Source organism: Paramylibacter kogurei, assembly GCF_002742285.1.
GTDB lineage: Bacteria > Pseudomonadota > Alphaproteobacteria > Rhodobacterales > Rhodobacteraceae > Amylibacter > Amylibacter kogurei.
This window is the reverse complement of record NZ_MDGM01000012.1, coordinates 249,617-261,604: the sequence shown is the minus strand read 5'-3', so window position 1 is coordinate 261,604 and position 11,988 is coordinate 249,617. Positions and strand designations below refer to the sequence as shown.

At 51.9% G+C, this 11,988-nt stretch carries 13 protein-coding genes and 1 tRNA gene; 7 read left to right on the top strand and 7 right to left on the bottom strand.

The features are described 5' to 3' along the window. The first annotated feature begins 63 nt into the window (after positions 1–63). From BFP76_RS06715 to BFP76_RS06685, 7 genes are all read left to right on the top strand, one after another. Entirely contained in the window at positions 64–309 is a 246-nt protein-coding gene (locus tag BFP76_RS06715; protein WP_099592400.1) for a hypothetical protein, read from the top strand. Positions 310–351: 42 nt separating this feature from the next. After that, positions 352–597, top strand: coding sequence for a hypothetical protein (locus tag BFP76_RS06710; RefSeq protein WP_133117401.1), 246 nt, complete (start codon positions 352–354; stop codon positions 595–597). Positions 598–823: 226 nt separating this feature from the next. After that, positions 824–1,042, top strand: coding sequence for a translation initiation factor IF-1 (gene infA / locus BFP76_RS06705; protein WP_099592398.1), 219 nt, complete (start codon positions 824–826; stop codon positions 1,040–1,042). A gap of 4 nt (positions 1,043–1,046) precedes the next feature. After that, positions 1,047–1,634 (top strand): Maf family protein, encoded by a 588-nt coding sequence (locus BFP76_RS06700; RefSeq protein ID WP_205661387.1) that lies wholly within the window; start codon positions 1,047–1,049, stop codon positions 1,632–1,634. Then, complete coding sequence (locus tag BFP76_RS06695) at positions 1,631–2,674, top strand: ribonuclease E/G (RefSeq protein WP_099592396.1); 1,044 nt, start codon at positions 1,631–1,633, stop codon at positions 2,672–2,674. Before BFP76_RS06700 ends, BFP76_RS06695 begins: the two co-directional genes overlap by 4 nt. Continuing rightward, a complete protein-coding gene (locus BFP76_RS06690) occupies positions 2,671–2,853 on the top strand; it encodes a DNA gyrase inhibitor YacG (protein ID WP_099592395.1) in 183 nt (60 codons plus the stop codon). Before BFP76_RS06695 ends, BFP76_RS06690 begins: the two co-directional genes overlap by 4 nt. An 82-nt stretch (positions 2,854–2,935) precedes the next feature. Further along, positions 2,936–3,010, top strand: a tRNA-Phe gene (locus tag BFP76_RS06685). Positions 3,011–3,040: 30 nt separating this feature from the next. Here BFP76_RS06685 and BFP76_RS06680 read toward each other — a convergent pair. From BFP76_RS06680 to BFP76_RS06650, 7 genes are all read right to left on the bottom strand, one after another. After that, entirely contained in the window at positions 3,041–5,476 is a 2,436-nt protein-coding gene (locus BFP76_RS06680; RefSeq protein WP_099592394.1) for a GcvT family protein, read from the bottom strand. A 113-nt stretch (positions 5,477–5,589) separates the two neighbouring features. Beyond that, positions 5,590–6,846, bottom strand: coding sequence for an organoarsenical effux MFS transporter ArsJ (gene arsJ, locus BFP76_RS06675; RefSeq protein ID WP_133117400.1), 1,257 nt, complete (start codon positions 6,844–6,846; stop codon positions 5,590–5,592). Further along, positions 6,843–7,841, bottom strand: coding sequence for an ArsJ-associated glyceraldehyde-3-phosphate dehydrogenase (locus BFP76_RS06670; protein ID WP_099592393.1), 999 nt, complete (start codon positions 7,839–7,841; stop codon positions 6,843–6,845). The genes arsJ and BFP76_RS06670 overlap by 4 nt, the downstream gene beginning before the upstream one ends. Positions 7,842–7,853: 12 nt before the next feature. Then, positions 7,854–8,690, bottom strand: coding sequence for a metalloregulator ArsR/SmtB family transcription factor (locus BFP76_RS06665; RefSeq protein ID WP_099592392.1), 837 nt, complete (start codon positions 8,688–8,690; stop codon positions 7,854–7,856). 77 nt (positions 8,691–8,767) lie between these two features. After that, a complete protein-coding gene (locus BFP76_RS06660; RefSeq protein WP_099592391.1) occupies positions 8,768–9,085 on the bottom strand; it encodes a hypothetical protein in 318 nt (105 codons plus the stop codon). Positions 9,086–9,094: 9 nt separating this feature from the next. Then, on the bottom strand, positions 9,095–9,730 hold the full coding sequence (locus BFP76_RS06655) for a hypothetical protein (RefSeq protein WP_099592390.1): 636 nt from the start codon (positions 9,728–9,730) through the stop codon (positions 9,095–9,097). A gap of 9 nt (positions 9,731–9,739) precedes the next feature. After that, on the bottom strand, positions 9,740–11,986 hold the full coding sequence (locus BFP76_RS06650; protein ID WP_099592389.1) for a xanthine dehydrogenase family protein molybdopterin-binding subunit: 2,247 nt from the start codon (positions 11,984–11,986) through the stop codon (positions 9,740–9,742). Between the last annotated feature and the right edge of the window lie 2 nt (positions 11,987–11,988).

Below are 11,988 nucleotides of genomic sequence, written 5' to 3'. Positions count from 1 at the left end.
TTCGAAACACATTAACCACCCGCTGATCTTCTCCCTGATTGGCACATACAAAGGACTATTATTATGAAAACTACTCTATCTCTTACAACTGCCGCAGCCGTTTTGTTCACAGCAATTTCTGCATCAGCATTCACCACAACAGGTGACAATGTGACAAAATCAGAAATCTTGTCATTGGGTTATTCAGCAGACGTTGTTGATCAATTGACAGATGCTCAAGTTGACCAATTGTCAATTGCCCTACACGGCGGCGAAGACGCTGACATTCGCGGCGCTGTTCGTGGCTTGATGGTGAAATTCGCAAGCTAATCCCCTCCCTTCAAATTCCCTCACATACAAAGGACTATTATTATGAAAACTACTCTATCTCTTACAACTGCTGCAGCCGTTTTGTTCACAGCAGTTACTGCATCAGCATTCACCACAACAGGTGACAATGTGACAAAATCAGAAATCTTGTCTTTGGGTTATTCAGCAGATGTTGTTGATCAATTGACAGACGCGCAAGTTGATCAATTGTCAATTGCCCTACACGGCGGCGAAGACGCTGACATTCGCGGCGCTGTTCGTGGCTTGATGGTTAAATTCGCTTCGTAAGCAACGCCTCAACGCTTAAAAACGAGGGCTGCCTTTGGGCGGCCCTTAAATGTGTTTGGCGCTTGGATTTGCGCCTATCTGTGAACATTACAAATAATACGTGTTAAATTTCCGCCTTTGATCGCTAAATTGCGCTATTTACTGCCTTTTTACTTGATATTTCTGACAATCGGCATCATGTAACCCACGCAAGGGCAAATTGCCCAAAATAACTTATGGAGTCCTCATGGCTAAAGAAGAACCTCTCGAATTCGATGGTGTCGTAAACGAGCTTCTGCCAAATGCGACATTTCGGGTAGAGTTGGAAAACGGCCATGAAATTATCGCAACAATGGCAGGCAAGATGCGTAAAAACCGCATCCGTGTTTTGGCAGGCGATAAAGTACAGGTGCAAATGACACCTTATGACCTGTCCAAGGGTCGCATCAGTTATCGTTACAAGTAATCAGGTGAAACTGGTTCTCGGATCAGCAAGCCCGCGCCGGCGCGATTTGCTCGCGCAGATTGGCGTGGTGCCGATTGATATTCGCCCCGCCGATATCGACGAAACCCCGCAAAAATCCGAATTGCCCCGCGTTTATGCGCGCCGCCTAGCGCTGGAAAAAGCATCTGCCATCACACTTGGCGACGATGAAATGGTGCTTTGTGCCGATACGGTTGTCGCCGTGGGGCGACGCATTTTGGGCAAACCAATTGATGCCGCACAGGCGGTGCAATATCTTAATCTGTTATCAGGGCGGCGTCACCGTGTGATCACCGCCATGGCATTACGCACAAACGGCGGTGTAAAACAGCGCGATGTGCAAACATCCGTGCAATTCAAGACCCTGTCTGATCGCGACATATCGGATTACATCCGTTCAAACGAATGGCAGGGCAAGGCGGGTGGATATGCGATCCAAGGGATCGGTGCGGCATTTATCCCCGCGATCAACGGATCATATACCAATGTTGTTGGTCTGCCATTGCCAGAAACCGCTGGGATGCTGGCCGCGGCTGGCTATCCCATTGCATTTGATGGGAACAAAATGTCATGAAAAACGGACGTATCGCCGCGATAGATCACATTGATGGACGCAGCGCCGCCGCATTGTTGGTGGATGGCACGTTGGATGATCTGTTGATCGACGCCAAATCCGACGGCCCACAGCCAGAATCAATTTACCGCGCCAAATCATTACAACCCATGAAGGGGCAAAACGGCATTATCCTTGATCTGGGTCATGGCAAACGTGGATTTTTGCGCAATGCCAAGGGAATTTCACCTGGCACCACCATGTTGGTTCAAGTCGCAACCCACGCCGAATCTGGCAAGGCCGCGCCCGTGGTGCAAAAACTGTTATTCAAGAGCCGATACGCCATCATCACACCCGATGCACCGGGTCTGAATATCGCGCGGCGCATTCGTGATGACGATGAACGCGAACGTCTGTTGGAAATCGCCCATTCGGTGCTGGACAGCGTGCCCGAAAATTTCGGCCTCATCCTGCGATCATCATGTGAACTGGTCGCTGATGAAGCCATTGCCGATGATATTACCGCCATGCGCGATCTGGCATTGGGAATCACGGGCGAAACATCAGGTGCACCCGAAATGTTGCTGGCCGCTCCTGATGCCGCCACGAAAGCATGGCGCGATTGGGTGAACCCCGATCCCGATGCGGTGCACCAAGACGATGATTGTTTCGAAACGCTGGGCGTTTGGGATCATATTCATGCGCTGGAAAAACCACGCGCACCCCTGCCCGCCGGTGCATCGATGATTATCGAACCCACCAGCGCATTGGTCGCTGTGGATGTGAACACGGGCAATGATTTTTCCCTTTCCGCAGGGCTCAAGGCCAATATGGCCGTGGCACGTGAATTACCGCGTCAATTGCGATTGCGTGGATTGGGTGGGCAAATCGTGCTGGATCTGGCCCCGATGCCGAAAAAGGATCGCCGTGCCTTTGAAAACGCTTTGCGCAGCGCATTTAAGGCCGATGGAATTGATACAGCGCTTGTCGGCTGGACCCCTCTTGGGCATTATGAATTGCAACGAAAACGCGAACGGATTCCATTGAACGAGCTGTTATGACCTGCCCAATCTGTGACAAAGACGAAACCGAAAAATTCCGCCCATTTTGTTCCAAACGCTGTGCCGATTTGGACTTGGGAAAGTGGCTGACGGGGGCCTATGCCATCCCCGCACAAGAAAGCGATGAAGGTGACGGAATGTCATCAGATACCATTCCTGATGAATCTAAATTGCATTAAATAAAATTTCCTCTTGCGCACCCTTTATCCCTATCCTAAAACGCGCCGACCCAAGGATGAAACGTTACCATCCAAAACCCATGCCCGGGTAGCTCAGGGGTAGAGCAGTGGACTGAAAATCCTCGTGTCGGTGGTTCAAATCCGCCCCCGGGCACCACTTTTCCAGATGACAATATTCATTATCGCATTACGCCCGCATTCGCGCGTAACTTGGATCATATGGCCCCATTTCGATCACACGTGCCGCAATGGGTTCGCCGATGATATCAACCGTCACTTGCGTATCAGGAACCCCAATCGCAGGGTCCACAAACGCATAGGCAAGGTTTAACCTCGTGCGATGCCCCCAATCACCCGATGTGACCGTGCCAACGATCCGCCCATCACTGCGCACCGACGCACCACCATGTGCGGGTGCATCTTTTGTATCAACAACCAATGTCACCAATTTGCGCTGCATACCCGCCGCCACGCGTTTTTCTAGCGCTGCTTTGCCAATAAAATCGGATTTGTCCATTTTCACAAACCGATCAAGCCCCGTTTCAAACGGGTCAAATTCCGTCAGGATATCCGCCTTCCAATGCAAGAACCCTTTTTCCAGACGCATTGAATCAACCGCACGCCCGCCAAATAATTGCAAACCATGCGCCGCACCCGCCTTGCGTAACGCGGCATAGGCCGCATGCAGGTTTTCATTGGGGATATGAATTTCATAGGCCAGTTCACCAGAAAAGCTAATCCCCAACACGGTGGCGGGCGCGATGCCGATAAACGCTTCGCGCACGGATAACCACGGGAATGCATCGCGTGACCAATCCCCACGCGCAGCGGCGGATAAAACATCACGTGCCTTTGGCCCTGCCAGAACCAGGATGGTTTGTTGGTTGGTCAGGGATTTTATCGCAACATCTTCGTCATCGCGCAGATGCGATTGCAGCCAATCCATATCGTGAAATTCCGATGCCGCTGCAGAACCATACCACACGCGATTCTCACCGCGATCCGATGCTGGGATATTGGCAATCGTGGCCTCGCCCTTGAGCATTCCATGATCGTTCAACAGATAGCCAAGCCCAACGCGCCCCGCGCGTTTGGTGACCACACCACAAAACATCCGATCAAGGAAACTGTGAACGTCATTGCCGGTAAGTTCGAACCGATTGAAACCTGAAACCTCGGTCAGGCCGACATTGGTTGCAACATTTTGCACCTCTGCGGCGACAACATCGTGCACCTCGTTAAAACGAAACCCCAGCGTTTCGGTGAAATCGGGTGTCGGCATGATATAATCAATGCGCTCCCAGCCATTCACCGTGCCCATATGCGCCCCCTCGCTCAGCAACACATTTGTCAGCGGGGTTGTTTTCATCGGGCGCCCTGCGGGGCGGTGTTCATGGGGGAAATGAAACCGAAATTCGTTTTGGTAATCCTCAATCGCCTTGAGCGCGGTTAACTCAACGCTCGCATGGCCTGTGAAACGGCGCGGATCAATGACCCAAGTGTCATATTCAGCCTCGCCATGCACAATTTGTTGCGCCAATAACCAGCCATGCCCGCCACCTTCGCCAAGCCCGGCGCGCAGGCCAATGATACAAAACGCATTGCGTTTATTGGGGATTGGCCCCACCAGCGGGGCGCCATCAATGGTATAGGTGATCGGGCCATTCACCACCTCGCGGATACCGGTTTCCATCAGTGCGGGCATACGGGCAAATGCGCCCTCTAACACATCCGTCACCCGATCCAAATCATCAGGACAAAGCGCATTGGTGAAATGTGGGTCAATCCCATCCATCCCCCAAGTGCGGCAATCCTGTTCATAAAACCCAAGCAAAAGCCCATTTTTTTCTTGGCGACAGTAATAATCGCTGATCGGGCAGCGCAGCAATGGAATGCGGTGGCCTGCATCAACGATCCCTTGGATATCCTCGGTCAAAAAATACTGATGTTCCATGGATGCAACGGGGTGTTGCACCCCCATCATCGCACCAATTTCGTTACAGCGATACCCACCTGCATTGACCACAATTTCACATTTCACATCGCCCTTGTCGGTGTGAACGGTCCATGTGTCATCGCGATGTTGGGTTAATCCCGTCACCGACGTGTGGCGGTTCACCTCTGCCCCTGCCAGACGTGCACGCCGTGCCAAGGCTTGGCATAATTGCGCAGGATCAATATGCCCATCGGTTGGGTCCCAAAGCCCCCCCAACAGGTTGTCCGTTGAAATTAATGGGTGGCGCCGTGCGCATTCGGCGGCGTCGATCACCTCAAATTCCACATCCATGCCTGCGGCCATGGATGCAAAATGGCGATAGCCATCCATCTGTTCCGCGGTATTGGCAAGGCGAATACCCCCATCACCATAATTATAGCCCACAGGATATTCGGGATCGTCGCGCAATTCTTGATAAAGATTGATCGAATGGGTTTTCAACCCCACCATGGTTTGCGTCATGCCAAAATTTGTGACCTGTGCCGCCGAATGCCAAGTGGTGCCCGATGTCAATTCATCGCGTTCGATCAGCATCACATCTGTCCAGCCCTCTTGGGTCAGATGATAAAGCGCCGAACACCCCGCGATACCGCCACCAATAACAACGACGCGTGCCTGATCTTTCATCTTGGGAATCCTTAAGTTCAAAAAATTTGGTTTTTAACAGCAAGACACAGTCACCCCTTGGGTCAATCAAAATGAAACAGTTTTGATTTTTTCAAAACTGACTTTTTGAATCGCTATCGCGTTGCGGGGTTACTCCGCAATTGCGCGGTGGCAAGCCAACTGATCGCGATCATAATGGCGGCTGTCCCCAAACATAATGGCAAGCCACCCAATTGATATGTCGCACCCGATAACACCGTGCCAACCAATCGACCTGCGGCGTTGGACATGTAATAAAACCCGACATCCATCGTGACGCGTTTTGCATCGGTAAAGCGCAGGATCAAAAAGGAATGAAGCGATGAATTCACCGCAAAAATCGCGCCAAAAATCAACAAACCGATCACAATGGTGATGGTTAGTGGCGTTGAGGGTTCGGGGAAAACCCACACCAATGCGGCCAATATGGCGGGCGTGATGATTAACAGCGCAACCCAGCGTTTCGCCTGTAACAACATATCCGCATCAGTGCGCCGCGCTGCGCGTAAAATGCGCGGGGCGTATCCTTGGACAATGCCATACAGGATCGTCCAAACGGCCATGAATGATCCGATCATGAAAAATGCGGCGCGGTTGCCATCATGGCTGCCGTCGGACAACACGGCGTAAAAATAAATCGGAATGCCCACCACAAACCAAACATCACGCGCCCCGAACAGGAATAACCGAGCACCACTTAACCAATTGATGTTGCGATTTTTGGAAAACACTTCGGAAAATTTCGCATCCTTGCGCCCCACGGGTAAACCAGATGGCATGCCAATCACCACCGCGATCAAGATCACCGCCAAGATCGCCGCCATCGTTAACACTGCCGGCACAAACCCAAACAGCGCCAGCACCAATGCGCCGAGCAAAAACCCAACACCCTTGACCGCGTTTTTTGATCCCGTCAAAACCGCAACCCAGCGGAACAATCCGCCGCCATCCGTGGGGGCAAGGATTTTAACTGCGCTTTTCGAGCTCATCTTTGCCAAATCTTTGGCAACGCCCGACAATCCTTGGATAATCATCACAAACACCACCGATGCGGTGATGCCCCATGCAGGGTTCAATTGTGCCAGCGCCAAAAGCGCGACAACCTGTAACGCCAACCCTGCGTATAGCGTTGCGGTCAAACCAAACCGTGCCGCGATCCACCCCGCAGACAGATTGGTAATCACCCCCGCAATTTCATACAGAACAAACAGATAGGCCAGTTGAACGGGCGAAAAGCCAAGCGTGTGAAAATGCAGCAACACCAACATGCGCAACGCACCATCGGTCAGCATAAACGCCCAATAGGCCGCAGTGACGGTGATAAATGGCGCAAGCCCCCCCGCGCGTGTCACAACGCACCGCCAACCATCATTGCCACATCCACCAAACGATGCGCATAGCCGTATTCATTGTCATACCAAGCATAGATTTTCACCTGCGTGCCATTCACCACCATTGTGGATGGCGCATCAATGATGCTGCTGCGTTTATCATTGGTGTAATCGGATGATACCAACGGGCGGGTTTCATACCCTAATATCCCGTTCAATGCGCCAGCGGCGGCGGTTTCGAACAATGCGTTCACCTCGTCCACGGTTGTGCCGCGCTCCATTTCAAACACACAATCGGTGATCGATGCGTTTAACAACGGGACACGCACCGCATGGCCGTTCAATTTGCCCGTGAGTTCAGGATAGATCAGCGTGATCGCCGTGGCCGACCCCGTGGTGGTTGGGATCAGATTGGTTAATGCTGATCGCGCACGGCGCAAATCCTTGGCCGGGCGATCAATGATGGTTTGCGTATTGGTCACATCGTGGATTGTGGTGATTGATCCGTGTTTAATCCCAATGGATTCGTGCAACACCTTGACCAAGGGCGCCAAACAATTGGTGGTACAGCTTGCGGCGGTGATGATGTGATGAGTATTTGGATCATAAACATCATCATTCACACCATAAACGATATTGGCGGTTGGCCCGTCTTTGACGGGGGCGGAAACGACAACCTTTTTCACGCCCTTCGCGAAATATGGCGCCAATTTCGCCTCTGTTTTGAACGCGCCCGTGCAATCAATCACCACATCCACCCCATCAAGGGGCAGATCATTCAAATCGCGCGTACATGTCACGGGAATACGCGTGCCATCAATTGTGATCGCATCGCTATCATGGGCAAATTCGGCATCCCAACGCCCGTGCACGGAATCAAATTCCAACAAATGCGCATGCATTTCTGGATCACCCACCGCATCATTGATAAACGCGATTTTTGCCCCCCGTTCCAACAAAGGGCGCAGCGCCAATTTCCCCATTCGGCCAAGGCCGTTCAACGCATAAACTGTCATAATATCCAAATCCTATTCAGCGGGTTGTTGACCGATTTCATCGACACGTTTTTGCAACGACTGGCGATCCAATGTGTCAAATGGCAGTGATGTGAATGCGCTTATCCGATTATAAATCGCGCCATAGGCGGTTTGAAATGCAAGGCTGATTTGCGCATCGGTTCCTGTGACCTTTACCGGATCTGGCACACCCCAATGGCCCGAAACGGGCTGACCCGCCCATGTTGGACATTCCTCATTTGCCGCACGGTCGCAAACGGTGAAAACGAAATCCATTCGCGGTGCTTGTGATGATTGAAATTCGGAGATGTTTTTGGACCGCAAATCATCCACGCTATGGCCCTTTTGCGCTAACATTTTGATCGCAAAAGGGTTCAGTTCGGATCGATGCATTGTCCCCGCCGAATAGGCGTTGAATTTATCCCCCGCATGATCGCGCAAAATCGTTTCGGCAAAAATAGAGCGGGCGGAATTGCCCGTACAGACAAACAGAACATTGAATTTCTGATCAGTCATCGGTGATATGTTCCCAATAATATGTTGAAGCTGGGGCGGGCAAATATCCGCACGCCCACGACAACAATCCAAGAAAATTCCTGCGACCAATTCTTGGGCCGCGTCCAAATTAATTGCATAAAGAAGCCGCGTGCCATCACGACGCTGCGCGATTAACCCTGCCCCTGTTAATGCCGACAGATACACCGATGCGGTGCTTGCCTTGAACCCCAACGCATCGGCAATTTCACCTGCGGGCAATTCATCAGGGCAACGCCGCATTAACAGGCGAAACACAGCCATGCGTTGTGGATGGCTTAATGCGGACAGGCGATTTATCAGTTCTATTTCCATATTTCATGAATATTTAAAATATAAAATTATTCAAGAATTATTTTGCCCAATTCACAGATTTTTTTGCTGGTTCTGATTTACGCCAACAACGCCAAGATCAAACAGGTGATAATCACCATATCGATCAGGATAAACACCCGCATCACCCAAGGGCGCACGCTGGATGTTTTGCGCACGGTGATGGCGGCGGTCATGCCTATGCTGACACAAATCAATGCGATGGCCAAAACCACCTTACCGCCAATCAGGTTTACAATCAGATATCCCAAAATGGCATAAAGCACCCCAAATGGGATCAATACCAATGTATCCTTGTCACGATGGGACATCATCCATTCGGTCAAATGCCAAATGGCGACAAATATTAAAACGGCACCTGCGATTCCTGCGCTCATGTGTTTTCCTTAATCATTGGGGCATGGCATGCCGGCGGCTGTCCATGTGATCATATCATCTAAATGCTCTTGCAATGTGCCAGGTGCGGGTTCGCGCCCTGCACCGGGATTGAACCCCCATGCGATAAATCCGCCAAGCGATACATCATGCAGGATATGTTCAACCAATCCCGCACCATCACGCCCGCCGTTGCGATCTGCGTTGCGCATCTGTTCGCAAATATTCACACTGCTTTGCCCGTGCCATAAAAATTCCACTGGGGCGAGCTGCCATGGAATCCCTGCATGGGGTGGCGCGTGTTCAATGGTGTTGGGGCGCGTTGAAGTCATATGACACGTTGCGCACATCAAACCTTCGGCGCCCAATCGGCTCTCGCCAGCGTTGATATGCATCCCGTGCACGCGATCCATACCCGTTGCATCATCCGTCCAGATCGGAATGTTGCGCGCATCAACATGGCAATTGGCACAGCGCGGATGGCTGGCCACCGCATAAATGCGATCCCACGCCGCCATGCCCCGTTCGGTGCTGATCGGGGTGGTGGGTTGGGTGACAACCAAATCGGTTTCACCTTCGGCGAACAGCGGTGGCGTCACAGACATAACGCCGAGCGCAAAGATAACTGTTTTCACAATACGGTTCATCGCTCGCCCCTATACAAAATTGATATGTTTATTGAGCGGCATTTCACGAATGCGCTGCCCTGTGGCGGCGAAAATCGCGTTGGCCAATGCGGGCGCTGCCGGGGGAACACCCGGTTCACCAATGCCGCGAATTTTCGCACCGTTTTCCAAGGCTTTGACCATGATTTGGGGGCATTGATATAATCGCATCCCTTCGTAATTGTGATAATTGGTTTGGTCAGGCACATGATTGTCATAGGTCAGCTCGCAATTCATTGCATGGCCCAAGCCAAAAATCACCCCGCCAAAAATCTGTGCTTCAAGGTTTATGGGTTCCACCACTTTGCCAACATCGGCGGCAACCCAGACATTGTCGATCTTGATACCGTCTGGTGTGTTGGTTACCTCGATCACTTGGGCGCAAGGGACGCTAAACGCCATGGTGAATGCAACGCCGCGCCCACGGTTTTCGCCAATCGCATGACCATTCCAATTGCACATCTCACCCACGGTTTCCAAAACCTTGCGCGAAACATCGTGATGGCACAAACGAAAGCGTTCCATTAACGGGTCTGCCCCCGCGCGGTGGATCAATTCATCCAAAAAACAATCGTGTAAAAACCCATTTCCCGACGCGCCAACAGATCGCCATGAACTGACCGGAACGGTTTCAGGTGCGCGATATCCCGTGACGCGATAATTGGGAATGGCAAAGGGTTGATCCCACGCACCCGCAACCAATGATGCATCGGGGCCTGGGGGTGCCATCGCGATGCGCCCGAACCAAGACGCCGCCGTTGAAGGTGCCGCGATGGATAAATCCAAGCTGTCCACCTGACCATTTGCAACCTTGCCCCGTGCGCGGCTGACCTGTGCACAGCGCGGGTAATCATGGGCGAAATCTTCTTCGCGTGACCATGTCATTTTTACAGGTGTGCCCTTGACCGCCATCGCCAATTCGATGGTTTGCAGAACATATGTGTCCTCTAGCCGCCGACCAAAACTGCCCCCCATCGGTTGCGTGTAAACGAACACCTGATCCGCATCCAAACCAGTCATCTTGGCGGCGTGGTCTTTGACAAAGCCCGGGATCTGTGTGCCCGTCCAAATTTCGCATTTATCATCGCTGACTTTGACAATGGCGTTCATGGGTTCCAGCGGTGCATGCGCCAAGAACGGAATGCGGTATTGCGCCTCTAGCACATCGCCATCGGCCAGTGCGGTTTCAACATCACCATCATCACGGTTACGGGTGTCTTGATATTCATCCGATATGGCATTCTCCAACACCTGCCAGATTTCATCCGAACTCGCGGGGTAATCGGGTGCATCCCATGTGATATCAATCGCATTGACCGCCTGCATTGCACGCCACGTATTATCGGCGATCACCCCAACACCCGATGTAATGGGCACGATTTTTTGCACGCCGCGCATGGATTGCGCCGCGTTCGCATCGTATGATTTCACACCACCGCCAATACCCGGATTTGCCCGCACGGATGCATAAACCATATCATCAAACGCCAAATCGATACCGTAATCAAACGTGCCTGTGCAACGCGCGATCATATCAACGCGTTTGGTGGTATTCTTTCTGATATATTTCCACGTGGATTCATCGCGCAATGGCACATCCATCACAGGATCAAGCGTTGCCGCAAGCGGTGCCAATTCCACATATCCCAATGTTTTGCCATCTGGCAAAATCACCTGTCCGTTTTGGGTTTTCAGCGCGCTGCGTTCCACACCCGCCATTTGCGCCGCTGCCTGTTTCAACGTTTCTCGCGCCACACATCCAGCGCTGCGCAATTTTACAAATGTATCAGGAACGGTGGATGACCCGCCCGTAATTTGCAGCCCCAATAATTTAGCGGGGACATGCATGAAACTGCGTGCGCGTTCGGCGATTGGATCGGTATTATAAGCGGGGAATGGCGATGCCTCTTCCATCACAGCACCGTTGTAATAGGCCGCGCTTGGCGGGCCCGGATCAAGGCGCACGGTGTTTGGATCAACATCCAATTCTTCGGCGATTAACATTGCTTGTGTGGAATATCCGCCTTGGCCAAAATCGGCACGCGGTGTGATCAATGTGATCCCCTCCGCGTCAATGCGCACATATGGCGTGATCGCATTTTCACCATCCCCCAGATGATCCAACAGCGGATTATCCGTTGGTTTTTTATAGGCATAGGTGCCAAAGGCGACACCCCCCGCAACAGCGGCAGAACCGATTAAAAATGTACGTCTTGCGATATTTCCGATACGTCCCATAT

What these genes read in the sequence shown, in the direction of transcription:
- BFP76_RS06715 (WP_099592400.1), top strand. Translation starts at nt 64, where the DNA reads ATGAAAACTACTCTATCTCTTACAACTGCCGCAGCCGTTTTGTTCACA.
- BFP76_RS06710 (WP_133117401.1), top strand. Translation starts at nt 352, where the DNA reads ATGAAAACTACTCTATCTCTTACAACTGCTGCAGCCGTTTTGTTCACA.
- infA (WP_099592398.1), top strand. Translation starts at nt 824, where the DNA reads ATGGCTAAAGAAGAACCTCTCGAATTCGATGGTGTCGTAAACGAGCTT.
- BFP76_RS06695 (WP_099592396.1), top strand. Translation starts at nt 1,631, where the DNA reads ATGAAAAACGGACGTATCGCCGCGATAGATCACATTGATGGACGCAGC.
- BFP76_RS06690 (WP_099592395.1), top strand. Translation starts at nt 2,671, where the DNA reads ATGACCTGCCCAATCTGTGACAAAGACGAAACCGAAAAATTCCGCCCA.
- BFP76_RS06680 (WP_099592394.1), bottom strand. Translation starts at nt 5,476, where the DNA reads ATGAAAGATCAGGCACGCGTCGTTGTTATTGGTGGCGGTATCGCGGGG.
- BFP76_RS06670 (WP_099592393.1), bottom strand. Translation starts at nt 7,841, where the DNA reads ATGACAGTTTATGCGTTGAACGGCCTTGGCCGAATGGGGAAATTGGCG.
- BFP76_RS06665 (WP_099592392.1), bottom strand. Translation starts at nt 8,690, where the DNA reads ATGGAAATAGAACTGATAAATCGCCTGTCCGCATTAAGCCATCCACAA.
- BFP76_RS06660 (WP_099592391.1), bottom strand. Translation starts at nt 9,085, where the DNA reads ATGAGCGCAGGAATCGCAGGTGCCGTTTTAATATTTGTCGCCATTTGG.
- BFP76_RS06655 (WP_099592390.1), bottom strand. Translation starts at nt 9,730, where the DNA reads ATGAACCGTATTGTGAAAACAGTTATCTTTGCGCTCGGCGTTATGTCT.
- BFP76_RS06650 (WP_099592389.1), bottom strand. Translation starts at nt 11,986, where the DNA reads ATGGGACGTATCGGAAATATCGCAAGACGTACATTTTTAATCGGTTCT.